The organism is Paraburkholderia sp. IW21 (assembly GCF_041321145.1).
In the GTDB taxonomy this organism is placed as follows: Bacteria; Pseudomonadota; Gammaproteobacteria; order Burkholderiales; family Burkholderiaceae; genus Paraburkholderia.
The window spans coordinates 291,465-305,702 of record NZ_JBGGWA010000008.1 but is presented as its reverse complement, the minus strand read 5'-3'; the positions used below and the strand labels follow the sequence as shown (position 1 = coordinate 305,702).

Sequence of the window (14,238 nt, the reverse complement as noted above, 5' to 3'; positions counted from 1 at the left end):
AAAGCATAACAAAGCAGACTATCGAAACAAATCCGGCGGGCCGCAAGGCCGCCGCTTAACGCAGCGCCTGCGCGCATTCGGCTATGAGCGCCGGGCCGCGGTAGATGAAGCCCGTGTAAAGCTGCACCAGCGACGCGCCCGCCGCCAGTTTCGCGCGGGCATCCTCGCCCGAAAAAATCCCGCCGACGCCGATGATCGGCACCGTCTCGCCGACTTCCGCGCGCAGCTTGCGGATCACTTCGTTCGACGCGTCGAACACCGGCTTGCCCGACAGGCCGCCGGCTTCATCGCCGTATTGCATGCCGGTGACGGCGCTGCGCGACAGCGTGGTGTTGGTGGCGATCACGCCTTCGAACCGGTGGCGCAACAGCGTATCGGCGATCGACTTGATCTGCTCATCGTCGAGGTCCGGCGCGATCTTCAGCGCGAGCGGCACGAGCTTGCCGTGCATGTCGGCCAGACGCTGCTGCTTGTCCTTCAGCGCGGCGAGCAGTGCGTCGAGTTCGCCCGCGCCTTGCAGCTGGCGCAGGTTCTTCGTATTCGGCGACGAGATGTTGACGGTCACGTAGCTCGCGAACGGGTACACGCGTTCGAGGCAGTACAGATAGTCTTCGGCGGCGCGTTCGATCGGCGTATCGGCGTTCTTGCCGATGTTCAGCCCGAGAATGCCGCGATAGCGCGCGGCCTGCACGTTCTTGACGAACTGGTCGACGCCCGCGTTGTTGAAGCCCATCCGGTTGATCACGGCATTCGCCTCTGGCAGGCGGAACATGCGCGGCCGTGGATTGCCCGGCTGCGCGCGCGGCGTGACCGTGCCTACTTCGATGAAGCCGAAGCCGAGCGCCGCCAGCCCGTCGATGCAGGCGCCGTCCTTGTCGAGACCCGCGGCGAGCCCGACCGGGTTGCGGAACGTCAGCCCCATCACGGTGCGCGGCGCATCCGGCACGCGCGGCGCCAACACGCCGGCAAGGCCGGTGCGGCCGGCGGCGCCGAGGATGCGCAAGGTCAGGTGGTGAGCGTCTTCCGCGTCCATGCGAAAGAGTTGGGCGCGTACAAGCGGGTAGAGGGAACTGAACACGGGACGAAGCCGGGCGGCCGAAAAAATGGTAACCCGCTATTTTACCGGCTTTGGGAGCATTAATGAGACTAACGCGGCCCGTAGACGCTACGGCCGCAGCGGCCCGCGCTTGCCCTGAATTGCCAGATCGACCGGCGGCAGATCGATGCTGGCAGGATCGAGCACTTTCCATGCGCCGTCCACCAAACCTTCGAGCGGCCGGAAATTCGCCTTGTACGCCATCTTCGGACTCTCGCGAATCCAATAGCCGAGGTACACGTAAGGCAGCTTCAGACTGCGGGCCTGCTCGATCTGCCAATAGATGTTGTAGGTGCCGAAGCTGCTGTGCGGCAGATCGGGCTCGAAGAAGGTGTACACCGACGAGAGCCCGTCGCCGAGAATGTCGATCATGCTGATCATGCGCAGGATGCCGGGCGCTTCCGGATGAGCCGGCAACAGCTCGCGGAATTCGACCAGCCGCGAATTGATCCGGCTTTGCAGCAGGAACTGTTCGTACTGGTCGCGGCTGTCGCGATCCATGCCGCCGCCGGCATGTCGCGCCGACTGATAGCGCATGTAGAGCGCGTAGTGCTCTTCGTCGTAATGCAATGGAGCGACAGTTGCGACCAGCTCGCCGTGCTTTTTCCAGACGCGGCGCTGCGTGCGGTTCGGCTCGAAAAGGTCGACCGGCACACGCACGGGCACGCAGGCGCGGCAGCCATCGCAATACGGACGATAGGTGAACACGCCCGAGCGCCGGAAGCCGGCCTTGACGAGGTCGGTATAGACGTCGGAGTTAATCAGATGACTGGGCGTGGCGACTTGCGAGCGCGCGATGCGTCCGTCCAGATAGCTGCAGGGATAGGGCGCCGTTGCATAAAATTGCAACGCGGAAAGTGGGGATAGAGGCAGCTCGTTGGGATGAGTCACGTTGGCAGCTCTCGAAGCGTCTCTGGTAATGCAAACCCGGCGTGCCTTGCGGCTCGTGACCCGCGGCTCGGTAGGCGACGGATCCGGATTCGGCCTGAATCTTCCTACGCCGCCGGCGCGACGACATCGCGCAATACGGTCTTGTCGAAGCGCCAGGGAATTGGCGGGGCGTCGACAGACGCGCGAACATGTGCGATGAACGCCTTGCGCGCTATCTCGCGACCGCCGAGCGATGCCAGATGCGACGTGTTCTGCTGGCAGTCTATCATTTCTATTTCGTGACGGCGCAAGTGTCCGACGAGCGCGGCCAGCGCCATTTTCGACGCGTCCGTGACCTCCGCGAACATCGATTCGCCGAAGAACATCCGGCCGAACGACACGCCATATAAACCGCCCACGCGCTTGCCCTCGAACCAGGTTTCGATGCTGTGCGCATCGCCCACCCGATGCAGCGATGAATATGCTTCGACCACGTCCGCGGTGATCCACGTGCCACGTTGGCCGCGCCGCGGCGCCTGCGCGCAGGCGCGCATCACGGCGGCAAAATCATGATCGACACGGATTTCCCAGGCGTCCTCGCGCAGTACGCGCCTCAGCGTTTTACGCAGCGACGGCGACAGTTTGAATTCGGCGGGGCAGAGGACCATGCGCGGGTCGGGGCTCCACCACAACACCGGTTGGCCGTCCGAGTACCAGGGGAAGATGCCGTGCCGATAGGCGTCGATCAGCCGCGACGGCAGCAGATCGCCGCTGGCGGCGAGCAGGCCGGGTGCGCCGCTCGCGGCGCCGAGCGCGCGCTCGACGGAGGGAAACGGATCGTCAGGTCCGAGCCAGGGCACCATGCGCGCCGCTCAACCTTCGCGCAGCGAGCGGAAGATATCGCCCGTATGCAGGCCGAAGCTGCCGGCGGCGCGGTCGGCGAAAAAAAACCGCAAGGTCTGGCCGATGGTCGGGAAGGCGATCTCGTCCCACGGAATTTCGTGTTCCGCGAAAAGCTTGACTTCGAGACTTTCCTCGCCGGCAGCGATGTCGAGATCGAGCAGGCGCGCCATATAGAACAGATGCACCTGATGCACGTGCGGCACGTTCAGCAGCGAGAACAGGCTCTGCACCTCGACGCGGGCGCCGGCTTCCTCCAGCGTTTCGCGCGAAGCCGCTTCGGCCGTGGTTTCGCCCATTTCCATGAAGCCTGCGGGCAGCGTCCAATAGCCGTAGCGCGGTTCGATCGCGCGACGGCACAGCAGCACTTTGTCGTCCCAGACCGGGACGGTGCCGACCACGTTGCGCGGATTCTGATAGTGCACCGTGCCGCAACTGCCGCATACGAAGCGCTCGCGGTTGTCGCCCGGCGGAATGCTCAGGCTGACGCCGTGGCCGCAGACAGAACAGAATTTCATAGGAGGGGGACGAGAAAGAGTGATAGGAGTTTATCACCGGGACGACGTTTCCCGAGGCCCGGCAATGGCGGCCTGCCCCGCGGCGGCGCGAAGGCAGCGGTGCGACGCCGCCGAATTAACCGGGCTTTCGGACAAGACTGCAATCTGGCCTGAGCAGGGATATAACTCGCCTGGCAAAGAATTGTTATCGACCCCGCTGTTGCACTTGGTATTTGAAACCGCCCCTTTGTTGGCGAAACGCTACGGATCGATGCGCAGTGCATCGATTTTCATAGGACAAATCTGAAAGCCCGCTTTATCGACAATCCTTGACCGACTTTTACGACCTAATCCCGAAAAATTGCCGGATTTTACAGCGGGTTGTGTCGATGAATCGTCGTTACCGGTTGGTCTATAGTCGCACGCGCAACATGCTCGTCGCCGTCGAGGAAACGGCCACGTCTGCGGGGAAAGCTGGCGAAACGCGTGCTAGGGGGCGCGTGCCGCGTTGCCCTGCCATTCGCCTGACGTTGCGCCGTCTCCTGCCTGCGGCACTGCTGGCGCTTGCGCCGATGCTCACGTTCGCGCAGATCGTGGCAGGCGGCGCGCACGCGCCTAACGTCATCCAGACACCCAACGGTCTCGACCAGGTCAACATCAACCGGCCTTCCGGCGCGGGCGTTTCGGTCAACACGTACAACCGCTTCGACGTGCAGTCGAAAGGTGCGATTCTCAACAACTCGCCCACCATCGTCCAGACGCAGCAGGCCGGCACGATCAACGGCAACCCGAACTTCGCAGCGGGCCAGTCGGCGAAGATCATCGTCAACCAGGTCAACAGCGCAAGCGCTTCGCAGTTGAACGGGTTTCTCGAAACAGCGGGCAATCGCGCGGAAGTTATCATCGCCAATCCGTCCGGCATTTCTGTCAATGGCGGCGGATTTATCAATACGTCCCGGGCCATTCTGACGACGGGCACGCCGAACTATGCGGCCGATGGCTCGGTCTCGGGATTCAACATCACGGGCGGCACCATTACGGTCAGTGGCGCGGGGTTGAACGCGTCGAATGTCGACCAGGTGGATTTCCTGGCCCGCGCTGTACAAGCTAACGCGGCGATCTACGCGAAGAACCTGAACGTCGTCACGGGGGCGAACAGCGTCGACCACGACACGCTTTCGGCAACGCCGATTGCAGGCGATGGCCCCGCGCCGGGTGTCTCCATCGACGTAAGCAACCTTGGTGGCATGTACGCGAATCGCATCGTCCTCGTGGGCACGGAGGCAGGTGTAGGTGTTTCGCTCAAGGGCGTCGTAGCAGCGAATGCCGGCGACCTGGTGCTCACCACACAGGGCAAGCTGAAACTCGCGAGTCAGGCGAGCGCAAGCGGCAATATCAATGTTTCGGCGCATGACGGCATCGACAACAGCGGCACGACCTACGCGCAGCAGAACGTCAGCCTGAGCACGTCCGGCACGCTGACCAACAGCGGCATGATTGCCGCGCAACAGAACACGACCGTCAGCGCGGGCGAGGTGAATTCGACCGGCACGATGCAGGCGAACGGCGCGATCTCGGCTGCGTCTGGCTCGCTCGACAATTCGGGTGGTCATATTGCCTCGCTCGATGCTGACGGCGTGAACATCGCGACGAGCGGCCTGCTCAACAACGGCGCGGGCGGCAGCATCGGCGGCAACGGTAACGTCACGTTGCAGGCCGGACAGATCGACAATGCGGGGTCTATCACTGCCGTTCAGAGCCTGATTGCGTCGGCGGTAGAGACTCTGTTCAACAGCGGCACGTTCGCGATCAACGCGAACATGACGCTCTCGACGGGCTCGACGCTGACGAACGCGGGCCAATTGGGCGCTGCCGGCGCGTTCGTGCTTTCGGCGCGGACCTTCGACAATAGCGGCGGCACGGCCAGCGCCAACCAGTTCACGCTGAATGCGGCGAATCTCGTCAATCATGCGGGCACGATTAACGGCGACGTCGCCGTCGATACCTCGGCGCTTGTGAACACGAAGATGAACACGAAGATGAACACGAAGATGAACACGAACGGCACGGTTGCCAAAACGTCGGACGTAAACGATATCCTCAACAGGCAGGCTGACACGATGCAGGCCGCCCAGGCGGCAGGCCAGACAGTGTCGCAGGGCCTCGGTGCGTACGCGGATATGAAACGCGACGACGCGGGCGGTTACTGCGCTCCAGGCTGCGAAGAATCGGGGCGATACCGCTGGCATGGCCGCAGCGCTGGCTGACTACAACAACTGGCGGATCGGCATTTCCGACGCGATTATGGAAACGCTGTCGAAAAGGGAGAGTGAGAGGGAAGCGTTAAAGCGGACACTGGCGCAGACGCAGGTCAATGCAAACCAGTTCGCGGACATCGCGCGGCGTGTGCGAGAAAAAACAAGTGAACTAAGGGAAGTGTTATCGGCAGAGGCCACAGCAGAAGCGCGACAGTTCATCGCGAAGCTTATGGGTCCGATAGGGATTGAAGCGAAGGAAGGAGCGTACTTTGCGACCTACGACGACGTTTCCAAAAGGCTCTTGCTTCAGCGGCTGGAAACGAGTCTCTAGGTGTGGTTGCGGGGGTAGGATTTGAACCTACGACCTTCGGGTTATGAGCCCGACGAGCTGCCAGACTGCTCCACCCCGCGTCCGTCGAAGAAAAGATTATAGGACAAAGCGCGAACCGACGCAATAGCGAATTAAGAACCGGCTTCAATGTATGTAAATGAAACGCCGCCGCGATCCTTGAAGTCGCGACACGCATTGCGGACGTCGCATGCCGGAAAGCTCGCACGAGGCGCTGCGCTAGAATTCAGGTTCTCTTCGCAGCGCCGGCATGCATGCACAACGGCGCGCGCTTCACCTCTTACCTTGCTCGGAACTCCATGGATATCGCTCACGATCTACAGGTGATTGCCGCTCAGGAACAAGCGCTGGTGTTCCCTCAATTCGATGCCGACCGCGCGTGGCAGGTCGGTGCCTATCTGCACGAGGTTGCGAAGGCGCGCGGCATCGCCGCCGCCATCGACGTGCGCACTTTCGGTCAACCGCTGTTCTTCAGCTTGCTCGACGGCGCGACGCCTGACAATGTCGATTGGGCGCGCCGCAAGGGCAACACGGTGGCGCATTTCCGGCGCAGCTCGTACGCAATCGGTTTGAAGATGCAGCAGGCGGGCAGCACGCTCGCCGACAAGCACGGCTTGCCAGTCACGGAATATGCATCGCATGGCGGCGCGTTTCCCTTGACGGTGGTGGGCGCCGGCGTAATCGGCTCGATCACGGTATCCGGTTTGCCGCAGCGTTCGGATCATGAACTGGTGGTGGAAGCACTGTGCGCGCATCTTGGCCACGACTACAGCAAGCTCGCGCTTGCAAAGGCCTGAGGCGATGCGGCTGCCTCCTTATGCGTTGCTCGCCATTGCGATCGTTGCAGAAGTGATTGCAACCTCCGCGATGCGGGCATCGGAAGGTTTCTCGCGGCTCTTGCCCTCAGCGGTGGTGGTGATCGGTTACGGCATTGCGTTCTATTGCCTGTCGCTCACGCTCAAGAGCATTCCGGTCGGCATCGTCTATGCGGTGTGGTCCGGCGCCGGCATTGTGCTGATCACGCTGGTCGCGGTCGTGACGTACCGGCAAGTGCCCGACGTGCCGGCCATCATCGGACTTGGACTGATCATTGCCGGCGTGGCTGTGTTGAATATGTTCTCGAAGATGCAGGCGCACTGAGTCGGCATCACGCGTAGCCGGAAGCAGCCGCTCGATCGTTGCGGCCGTAGCTCGCGCCGCGCGCCCGCTCAGATCGCGAACCACCGGGCGTGTTGAGCATTACTTGCAGCGGACGATCATCGAACGGTTTTTCACGTTGGCCGAGACGACGTTCGTGACGCTGCCGCCCGCGGCGCCGCCTTCGTCGTTGTCTTTCGACACGATGTCGTAGCCGGTCGCGCCGCACGCGTTGCCGGCCTGCACGTAGCAGGAGGCCCAGCTGGAAGCGGCGTCGGCGCCGCTGCAGTTCACCGCGAAGCCGGTCTGCCCGTTCGGCAGGTTGATCAGCGACGTGGTGTTCGACGATGCGCAGCCGCCTAGACCCGCGCCGAGCAGCAATGTGGCGGGCAGGGCAGCAGACAGGGACGCCCTGCGGATTAGCGCCAACGCAGCGCTGGGTCGGAAGCGGCCGAAGCGGCGCAGTTGCGTCATGAAATGCATCGTGATGTTTCCTTTCAAATAGATATCCGGGTTCGCCACGCAAACCGGGAATGTGCCGCCGAGATCAGGGCGTTTCGATCGTGATGCCCGCCGCGCTGATCAGCTGGCGGCTTTCCGTGCCGCTTTCGGTAGCGGCGTCTTCCCAGATGCTGATGGCTTTCGGAATGTCGATGCCGTGGCTTTCGGCGTAAGCAAACCATTTGTTTGCCGCATCGGGTTCGGGCAGTTCGTGGCTCTGCAGAAAATATTTTCCCATATTGCGCTCGCTGAATTAGAAATTGCGTGACTGCGTCAGCACAGACCGTGCCGATGATCCCGTTCGACAGGAGCAACCGGCACAAGTGCAATCCGGCGTATCGATTTCGGCGCAGAACTTATCGGCTCGTAGGGCGCCTTACTTACTTGTCTGCCGCGAGCGCACACATGTGAACCTTTCACGCCGCGTGCGCCCCTACACTGCAACGAGGAGAACGAACATGGTTGAACGGGTCAGCGGCCCTTATCGCGGTTATTACATCAGCGCCGCCGCGCGCCTCGTGCCGGCGGCCGATGCGCCGGCCGCCAGCACGGCAAGCGGTACCTACGTCGGCTCGGTGAGTCTTGCGCAACAGGGGCCGGACGATCCTCACCGGATGGAAACCTTGCTCGAACTCGGCGACGAGCAGCGCTTCGGCAATGAAGACGAGGCACTCGCCTTCGTCGAACAGGCTGCGCGCGACTACGTCGACCGCTTGCTGGGAGGTGCCTGATGGGAGAGCGCGACCTTCAGGAGGACGGCGTGGGAGGCTGGACCGCGCTCCAGCCGCGCGAGTACCATAACGGGCATGTCCGGAGTCGGCCGGTTCTCGCCGGTGTCCGTCTCCTGCCGGATACTTCTGATGAGGCGACCATGGAAATTCGGTTTCCCGCGGACGCGCCTGCTTACCGCGACTCCAATCTGACCGTTGTTTTCCCGGCCCTGGTGGACGGCGAAACGGTGCCGTGCGCGATTTCGGTCGAAGCGCTCGAAGATCACTTCGGCGCCTATTCCGAGGATCTCGAAGGCTGGATGCGCGCGTTCGACGCCGGGCGTCCGCGCATCGAGGCCGTTGCGCGCGAACACTTGCAGATCAGCAATGGCACACCTGTGCTGCTCAAGAGCGGCCACTTCCCGCCGGGCAACGTCGCGGTTTAGACGTGGGCTCGTACACGCAGCACGCAGATACGAAGCTTCAACACCGGTCGATTGCGAAGGCCGCTCATGCTCACGCTGTTTTCGCTGCGAAGGCTGCGTGCGCTTTTCGTCGCGCACTTCTGTCGCTTTTGGGTACGAAGGCCGTTCCCAGTCACGCCGCTTTCGTCGCGCCGCCGGGCGTGACGGCCTGCGCCGATGCCGCCTCGCGCGCTGCCTCGAAGGCATGCCGGATTCCGTCCTCGTACGATGTTTTTTCGATCGGCCCGATCAGCCTGGTCAGCGCAGAGTCGTCGAGCACGACAGGCTCGGTCATCAGGTAATTCATCTCCACCAGTTCACGCATTAGCGGATTGAACAGGCCGAGTCCCCGCAGCAGGGTCTTACCGGCCACCATCAGCTTCGGCGCACGGCCCGCCAGCGCATACGCCTGCCTCGCCACTTCGCGCTGCGTGATCGTGCCCGCGCCGGCCAGGTGCCACCAGCGGCCATAGGCTTCGGGCGTACGCGTGAGTTTCTCGACCACCGGTCCGACATCCGGCAAGTAGATGAATTCGTGCGGCACATCCACCGGGCCGATCACCTGCGCGCGCTTGCCGTGTGCCGCGCCCTCGAACACGCCGTTCAGCAGACTGCGTTCGATGCGTGGCCCGTAGAAATCGGGCAGGCGCAGCACCAGCGTGGACAACCCTGTGTGCCCATGCGCCGCCAGCACCAGATTTTCCTGCGCGAGCCGCATCTTGCCTTTGAACGTATGGGGCTCGCGCGGATGGTTTTCGGTAATCGGATTGTTGCGCGCGCGGCCGTACGGATACACCGTGCCGATCAGAATGAAGCGTTCGACACCCGCCGCCGTCACGCCGGCGAGCGTTCTCTCCATGAGCGGTGGATGCGCGGCGAACTGATCGTAGGGCACGCCAACCAGATAGATCACCGTCTGCAAACCGGCTGCCGCCGCGCTGATCGACGCTGCGTCGTCTGGATTCCATGTGACGATTTCCGCGTGCGGATCGTGGCCGAAAGCCGCCTCGAGCGATTGACGCGAGCGGCCGACCACCCGGTAATCCCGGCCTGCCGCGCTCAGCGCCGCCGCAATGCTTTGACCGGCCGCGCCCGCGGCACCGAATAAACCCACTTTTCCTGTGGCTTGCATGACGACTCCTGGAGGGGCGCCGGATCGCGCCTGAGTGAACCTGCCTGATTGTGAAAAATTTACTGAACACCGTTCAATAAACACCGTTCAGTTTAATTTGACTTTTCAGTTTGTCAACCCGAAAATGTGCGTCATGGGAATCGTCGAACGAAAAAGCCGTCAGAAACAGGCGCTGCGTGAGCGCATCCTCGATGCAGCGCGGCGCATCGTGATGCGCGAAGGCTTTGCCGCGCTGTCAATGCGCAAGATTGCGGACGCCATCGAATATTCGCCGGCCACGTTGTACTTGCACTTCGCGAGCCGTGACGAGATCGCGCAGGCCTTGTGCGCGGAAGGCTTCGCGCAATTGCTGGAGACGTTCGTGCCGCTCGCGCAGATTGCCGATCCGGCTGATCGGCTCAAGGCGCTTGGGCGGGCTTATGTGGCGTTCGGCGTCGCACATCCGGAAACCTATCGGCTGATCTTCATGGAAGACCCGAGCTACACCGGCGCGGCGCTCGGCGGCGTGACGGCCGCCTCCGGCGCAGCGGCGGCTGCCGCGAGCAAGGAGGCCGAGATTGCGGCGGTGTGCGAAGCGAACCTTACGCCCGTCAAAGCGGACGACGACCGCGGCGACGCCTCGTTGCGCATCATGATCGACGCGCTCGGAGAGCTGAAAGCGGCGGGGCGCTTGTCCGCATCGGTGGACGTGGCCGTCTGGGCCGAGGCCTTCTGGGCGACCATGCATGGCATCGTCGCACTCAACCTCACGTGTCCCGTGTTTCCAACCGCGCCGCTCGACAAGGTGGTCGATGTTGCACTTGATGCCTGGCTCGGTGCGCAAACCGCCGCGCAGCCGCAACGCGGGGTGCGTGCTGCCCGCGTTCGCACAAAGTCCGCTGAAGCACCAGCCGAATCGCACGGGGAGCCAGGCGGTGAGCCGGCTTCGCAGTCATCCCGGCCTTCCGCGCTGTTGGGCAGAAAGTCCACGAAACCACCGGCACAGCGGACCAGGAAGCCGTCGGCGAAACCGGACATCAAACCCGCCACCAAGCCCAAAGTCCCGGACGCGTGATAACGTTCAGTTCCGATTGATTTCGCGCCATCGCGCTTTGCTCCCCATGTCCATTTCCGCCTCGCCCGCCGTTAGCGACGAAGTCGCGACTTACGTAGTCAACCGTATCGGTTTCATCGAACTGGAAAGGCCGAAGGCGCTCAACGCGCTGTCGACCGGCATGATTCGCGCGATGCACGCGGCGCTCGATCTGTGGCGCGAAGATCCCGACGTGCTCGCCGTCGTGGTGCGCAGCCAGCATCCGCGCGCGTTCTGCGCCGGCGGCGATGTCCGCTTTCTTTATGAGTCGGCCCAGCGCGGCGAGCATGACGCGCGCGATACGTTTTTTATCGAGGAATATCGGCTCAATCACGCCATCTTCACCTACCCGAAGCCGTACATTGCATTGATGAACGGTGTCGTAATGGGTGGCGGCATGGGGATTTCGCAGGGTGCGCATCGCACCGGCGGCCTGCGTGTGGTGACCAACTCGACGAAGATGGCGATGCCCGAGACCCGCATCGGACTCTTTCCCGACGTCGGCGCGAGCTGGTTTCTGGCGCGCACGCCAGGCGCGCTCGGTCGTTATCTCGCAGTCACCGGCGAGACGATCGGTGCAGCCGATGCACGCTACGCGGGGCTCGCGGACGCCTACATCGACGACTCGGCGTTACCCGCGCTCGTTGATACATTGCGCGGCGAAGTGTTCGAGCGGGGTTCGGACGTAGTGGCGTGCATCGAACGCGAGACGGCCGCACATCAGGTCGTGCCGCAGCCGGATGCTTCGCCGCTGGCGAGCGCCCGTGCCTTGATCGACCGGCATTTCGCCTTGCCCGACGTGGCGCGGATTCTCGCTTCGCTCGAGCGGGAGCGCGAAGGCGAGGCCGCCGATTGGGCCGAGCAGACGATTGCCACGTTGCGCGAACGTTCGCCGTTGTCGATGGCCGTGTCGCTGGAAGTGGTGGCGCGCGCCGAGGGTTCGATGGCGGAAGTGCTGCGCGGCGACCTCGATCTGACGCGCACGAGCTTCGCGCAGGGCGACACGATCGAAGGGATTCGCGCGCGCATCATCGACAAGGACAACGCGCCGCGCTGGCGTTTTGCGCGTATCGAAGACGTGAACGCCGCTGATGTGGCGAAGATGTTCGAAAGCCCGTGGCCGGCAAACGAACACCCGCTAGGCGATCTGCGCGCTTAAGCAGGATCGCGTAGCAGGGATAGCAGCAACAGCAGCGGAGGCTATGCCGACTCAAGCATTGGCATAGCCTCGCGAGAAAGACCGGAGGACGCTCAGTCCTCGGCTTCGCTCGCCATGAATGCGCGCATGAACACCAGCGCGCCCCAGCCCCACATTGCGTTCGCCGCGAAACCCACCGCGAGGCGCGGCAGCATGTTGCCGCTCGGCCAGATACCGCGCAGCGGATCGACCACGAACACGCTCGCCGCCGTCAACGCGATGCCGCCGAATACGAAGGCCGGCACCCACGGCGCGCGCCGCTCAGGCGCCACGCGCAACAGCCACGCCATCAGCACGGCCCAGCACGCGCTCCAGATTGCGTTCGCGATGAACTCGGGCAACCCGAACGGCAAAAACGGCGTAGTCGAAAAACCGGTGGGATCGATCAGGCCGGCTGCGTGCAGCAGCGCAAGCGTCGATTCATGAAAGAACAGGGAAGCCAGAAAACCGGCGACGAACGGCAGGATGAGTTTTTGCATGCATTGCACCTGCAGGGCGCAGGCGGCGTGGTTCGCGTGGCCTGCACCGGATTATTGGAAAATGTGCGCCATTATATATAGCGGCACCCCGTTTCCAACGCAGGTAAGGCGCAACATCCGTATGCTTTAGCGCCGGGCAAATCACGAAAGTGGAAAACCTAAGCTAAAAAAAATCGTTCAAAAGCCGCGGCCCGATCCATAGACTGTTTCTCCATGCAGACGGTGCTGGGCGCCGTCGTCCGTTTAATCGAGCGCTCAGGCGCGCTGACCCTATCCATCCCCTTTGCGTTTGCATCGCCCGGCTGCGTGCCGGTTGGATGCGCGCGGCCGACGTGTGCGCAATCGCTTCACGCACCGTCTCCATTCAATCCCGTTTCGAATCAGCAGGAGCAGCAAATGAATGTGTTCTGGTTCATTCCGACTCACGGCGACAGCCGCTATCTCGGTACGTCCCAAGGCGCGCGTGTAGCCGATTTCGACTACTTCCGGCAGATCGCCGTCGCCGCCGACACGCTCGGCTACGAAGGCGTGCTGCTGCCGACGGGCCGTTCGTGCGAGGACGCATGGGTCGTCGCGTCGAGCCTGATCGCCGCGACCCGGCGCCTGAAGTTTCTGGTGGCGATTCGTCCGGGCATTTCATCGCCGGGGCTGGCGGCGCGCATGGCGGCCACCTTCGACCGGTTGTCGAATGGCCGTCTCCTGATCAACGTGGTGACCGGCGGCGATTCGGCTGAACTGGAAGGCGACGGCGTGTTCGTCGATCACGACACGCGCTATGAAATCACCGATGAATTCCTGCACATCTGGCGCAAGCTGCTAAGCGCCGCGCACACCAAAGACGCGATCGACTTCAACGGCAAGCATCTGACTTCGAAGGGCGGCAAGGCGCTGTATCCGCCGGTGCAGAAGCCGCATCCGCCGCTGTGGTTCGGCGGTTCGTCGCCGGCTGCGCACGACATCGCGGGCGATCATATCGACACGTATCTGACGTGGGGCGAGCCGCCCGCTGCCGTCGCGAAGAAAATCGCCGACATCCGCGCCCGAGCTGAAGCGCGTGGCCGCAAGATCAAGTTCGGCATTCGCCTGCACGTGATCGTGCGCGAGACCGAAGAAGAAGCATGGGCCGCCGCCGACAAGCTGATCAGCAAGCTCGACGACGAAACCATCTCCCGTGCGCAGTCTTCGTTCTCGAAGATGGATTCCGAAGGGCAGCGCCGCATGGCCGCGTTGCATGGCGGCAAGCGCGGAGGCCGCGCGGAACTCGAGGTCTATCCGCATCTGTGGGCGGGCGTCGGCCTCGTGCGCAGCGGCGCGGGTACGGCCCTGGTCGGTAATCCTGGACAGGTTGCGGCGCTGATGAAGGAATACGCCGAGCTCGGTATCGACACCTTCATCCTGTCCGGTTATCCGCATCTCGAAGAGTCGTATCGTTTCGCTGAACTGGTGTTTCCGCTGCTGCCGGGACGTCAGAACAAGACGGCCGGCGCTGCGCTGTCGGGACCGTTTGGCGAGATCGTCGGCAACGGCTATCTGCCGAAGGCAGCGAGTGCGAGTTGAGCGTTTCACTGCCGCACG

The 14,238-nt window shown here is 63.0% G+C and carries 17 protein-coding genes and 1 tRNA gene; 9 read left to right on the top strand and 9 right to left on the bottom strand.

What is annotated here, in order from left to right:
* Positions 1–55 precede the first annotated feature (55 nt).
* From ACAX43_RS20740 to ACAX43_RS20725, 4 genes are all read right to left on the bottom strand, one after another.
* Positions 56–1,078, bottom strand: coding sequence for a quinone-dependent dihydroorotate dehydrogenase (locus ACAX43_RS20740; protein ID WP_370710277.1), 1,023 nt, complete (start codon positions 1,076–1,078; stop codon positions 56–58).
* An 87-nt stretch (positions 1,079–1,165) separates the two neighbouring features.
* Positions 1,166–1,987, bottom strand: coding sequence for an arginyltransferase (locus ACAX43_RS20735; RefSeq protein ID WP_370710276.1), 822 nt, complete (start codon positions 1,985–1,987; stop codon positions 1,166–1,168).
* Between the two features lie 104 nt (positions 1,988–2,091).
* Positions 2,092–2,829 (bottom strand): leucyl/phenylalanyl-tRNA--protein transferase, encoded by a 738-nt coding sequence (gene aat / locus ACAX43_RS20730; protein WP_370710275.1) that lies wholly within the window; start codon positions 2,827–2,829, stop codon positions 2,092–2,094.
* A 9-nt stretch (positions 2,830–2,838) separates the two neighbouring features.
* A complete protein-coding gene (locus ACAX43_RS20725; RefSeq protein ID WP_370710274.1) occupies positions 2,839–3,384 on the bottom strand; it encodes an NUDIX hydrolase in 546 nt (181 codons plus the stop codon).
* A gap of 368 nt (positions 3,385–3,752) precedes the next feature.
* Here ACAX43_RS20725 and ACAX43_RS20720 point away from each other — a divergent pair, with 368 nt between their 5' ends.
* Together ACAX43_RS20720 and ACAX43_RS20715 are read left to right on the top strand one after the other, a co-directional pair.
* Complete coding sequence (locus tag ACAX43_RS20720; protein WP_370710273.1) at positions 3,753–5,630, top strand: filamentous hemagglutinin N-terminal domain-containing protein; 1,878 nt, start codon at positions 3,753–3,755, stop codon at positions 5,628–5,630.
* Complete coding sequence (locus ACAX43_RS20715; protein WP_370710272.1) at positions 5,611–5,952, top strand: hypothetical protein; 342 nt, start codon at positions 5,611–5,613, stop codon at positions 5,950–5,952. The genes ACAX43_RS20720 and ACAX43_RS20715 overlap by 20 nt, the downstream gene beginning before the upstream one ends.
* A 3-nt stretch (positions 5,953–5,955) precedes the next feature.
* Here the strand turns inward: ACAX43_RS20715 and ACAX43_RS20710 are convergent.
* A tRNA-Met gene (locus ACAX43_RS20710) sits at positions 5,956–6,032 on the bottom strand.
* Positions 6,033–6,269: 237 nt separating this feature from the next.
* Between ACAX43_RS20710 and ACAX43_RS20705 the strand changes: the two genes are divergently transcribed.
* Together ACAX43_RS20705 and ACAX43_RS20700 are read left to right on the top strand one after the other, a co-directional pair.
* On the top strand, positions 6,270–6,767 hold the full coding sequence (locus tag ACAX43_RS20705) for a heme-degrading domain-containing protein (protein WP_370710271.1): 498 nt from the start codon (positions 6,270–6,272) through the stop codon (positions 6,765–6,767).
* Positions 6,768–6,777: 10 nt separating this feature from the next.
* A complete protein-coding gene (locus ACAX43_RS20700) occupies positions 6,778–7,110 on the top strand; it encodes a multidrug efflux SMR transporter (RefSeq protein WP_370710344.1) in 333 nt (110 codons plus the stop codon).
* A gap of 99 nt (positions 7,111–7,209) precedes the next feature.
* On the opposite strand, the gene ACAX43_RS20695 is transcribed toward ACAX43_RS20700, so the two are convergent.
* Entirely contained in the window at positions 7,210–7,590 is a 381-nt protein-coding gene (locus ACAX43_RS20695; protein WP_370710270.1) for a hypothetical protein, read from the bottom strand.
* A gap of 64 nt (positions 7,591–7,654) precedes the next feature.
* Positions 7,655–7,846 carry a hypothetical protein gene (locus tag ACAX43_RS20690; protein WP_370710269.1) on the bottom strand — a complete coding sequence of 64 codons (192 nt, stop codon included), beginning with the start codon at positions 7,844–7,846 and terminating at the stop codon, positions 7,655–7,657.
* Positions 7,847–8,066: 220 nt separating this feature from the next.
* Between ACAX43_RS20690 and ACAX43_RS20685 the strand changes: the two genes are divergently transcribed.
* Both ACAX43_RS20685 and ACAX43_RS20680 read left to right on the top strand, forming a co-directional pair.
* Positions 8,067–8,339 (top strand): hypothetical protein, encoded by a 273-nt coding sequence (locus ACAX43_RS20685; protein ID WP_370710268.1) that lies wholly within the window; start codon positions 8,067–8,069, stop codon positions 8,337–8,339.
* A 140-nt stretch (positions 8,340–8,479) separates the two neighbouring features.
* Positions 8,480–8,764 carry a DUF1488 domain-containing protein gene (locus tag ACAX43_RS20680; RefSeq protein ID WP_370710343.1) on the top strand — a complete coding sequence of 95 codons (285 nt, stop codon included), beginning with the start codon at positions 8,480–8,482 and terminating at the stop codon, positions 8,762–8,764.
* A gap of 151 nt (positions 8,765–8,915) precedes the next feature.
* Here the strand turns inward: ACAX43_RS20680 and ACAX43_RS20675 are convergent, their stop codons facing one another.
* A complete protein-coding gene (locus ACAX43_RS20675) occupies positions 8,916–9,914 on the bottom strand; it encodes an NAD-dependent epimerase/dehydratase family protein (RefSeq protein ID WP_370710267.1) in 999 nt (332 codons plus the stop codon).
* Positions 9,915–10,047: 133 nt separating this feature from the next.
* Between ACAX43_RS20675 and ACAX43_RS20670 the strand changes: the two genes are divergently transcribed.
* A complete protein-coding gene (locus ACAX43_RS20670; RefSeq protein WP_370710266.1) occupies positions 10,048–10,968 on the top strand; it encodes a TetR/AcrR family transcriptional regulator in 921 nt (306 codons plus the stop codon).
* Between the two features lie 46 nt (positions 10,969–11,014).
* Positions 11,015–12,145 carry an enoyl-CoA hydratase/isomerase family protein gene (locus ACAX43_RS20665; protein WP_370710265.1) on the top strand — a complete coding sequence of 377 codons (1,131 nt, stop codon included), beginning with the start codon at positions 11,015–11,017 and terminating at the stop codon, positions 12,143–12,145.
* 92 nt (positions 12,146–12,237) lie between these two features.
* Here ACAX43_RS20665 and ACAX43_RS20660 read toward each other — a convergent pair whose 3' ends face one another.
* Positions 12,238–12,663, bottom strand: a complete 426-nt coding sequence (locus tag ACAX43_RS20660) for a hypothetical protein (protein WP_370710264.1) — start codon at positions 12,661–12,663, stop codon at positions 12,238–12,240.
* A gap of 396 nt (positions 12,664–13,059) precedes the next feature.
* On the opposite strand from ACAX43_RS20660, the gene ssuD reads away from it, so the two are divergent.
* On the top strand, positions 13,060–14,220 hold the full coding sequence (gene ssuD, locus ACAX43_RS20655) for an FMNH2-dependent alkanesulfonate monooxygenase (RefSeq protein WP_370710263.1): 1,161 nt from the start codon (positions 13,060–13,062) through the stop codon (positions 14,218–14,220).
* Positions 14,221–14,238: the final 18 nt, after the last annotated feature.

Excerpts from the sequence above, each read along its gene's own strand:
- aat (WP_370710275.1), bottom strand. The coding sequence starts at position 2,829 with ATGGTGCCCTGGCTCGGACCTGACGATCCGTTTCCCTCCGTCGAGCGC.
- ACAX43_RS20725 (WP_370710274.1), bottom strand. The coding sequence starts at position 3,384 with ATGAAATTCTGTTCTGTCTGCGGCCACGGCGTCAGCCTGAGCATTCCG.
- ACAX43_RS20720 (WP_370710273.1), top strand. The coding sequence starts at position 3,753 with ATGAATCGTCGTTACCGGTTGGTCTATAGTCGCACGCGCAACATGCTC.
- ACAX43_RS20715 (WP_370710272.1), top strand. The coding sequence starts at position 5,611 with ATGGCCGCAGCGCTGGCTGACTACAACAACTGGCGGATCGGCATTTCC.
- ACAX43_RS20705 (WP_370710271.1), top strand. The coding sequence starts at position 6,270 with ATGGATATCGCTCACGATCTACAGGTGATTGCCGCTCAGGAACAAGCG.
- ACAX43_RS20695 (WP_370710270.1), bottom strand. The coding sequence starts at position 7,590 with ATGCATTTCATGACGCAACTGCGCCGCTTCGGCCGCTTCCGACCCAGC.
- ACAX43_RS20690 (WP_370710269.1), bottom strand. The coding sequence starts at position 7,846 with ATGGGAAAATATTTTCTGCAGAGCCACGAACTGCCCGAACCCGATGCG.
- ACAX43_RS20685 (WP_370710268.1), top strand. The coding sequence starts at position 8,067 with ATGGTTGAACGGGTCAGCGGCCCTTATCGCGGTTATTACATCAGCGCC.
- ACAX43_RS20680 (WP_370710343.1), top strand. The coding sequence starts at position 8,480 with ATGGAAATTCGGTTTCCCGCGGACGCGCCTGCTTACCGCGACTCCAAT.
- ACAX43_RS20675 (WP_370710267.1), bottom strand. The coding sequence starts at position 9,914 with ATGCAAGCCACAGGAAAAGTGGGTTTATTCGGTGCCGCGGGCGCGGCC.
- ACAX43_RS20670 (WP_370710266.1), top strand. The coding sequence starts at position 10,048 with ATGGGAATCGTCGAACGAAAAAGCCGTCAGAAACAGGCGCTGCGTGAG.
- ACAX43_RS20665 (WP_370710265.1), top strand. The coding sequence starts at position 11,015 with ATGTCCATTTCCGCCTCGCCCGCCGTTAGCGACGAAGTCGCGACTTAC.
- ACAX43_RS20660 (WP_370710264.1), bottom strand. The coding sequence starts at position 12,663 with ATGCAAAAACTCATCCTGCCGTTCGTCGCCGGTTTTCTGGCTTCCCTG.
- ssuD (WP_370710263.1), top strand. The coding sequence starts at position 13,060 with ATGAATGTGTTCTGGTTCATTCCGACTCACGGCGACAGCCGCTATCTC.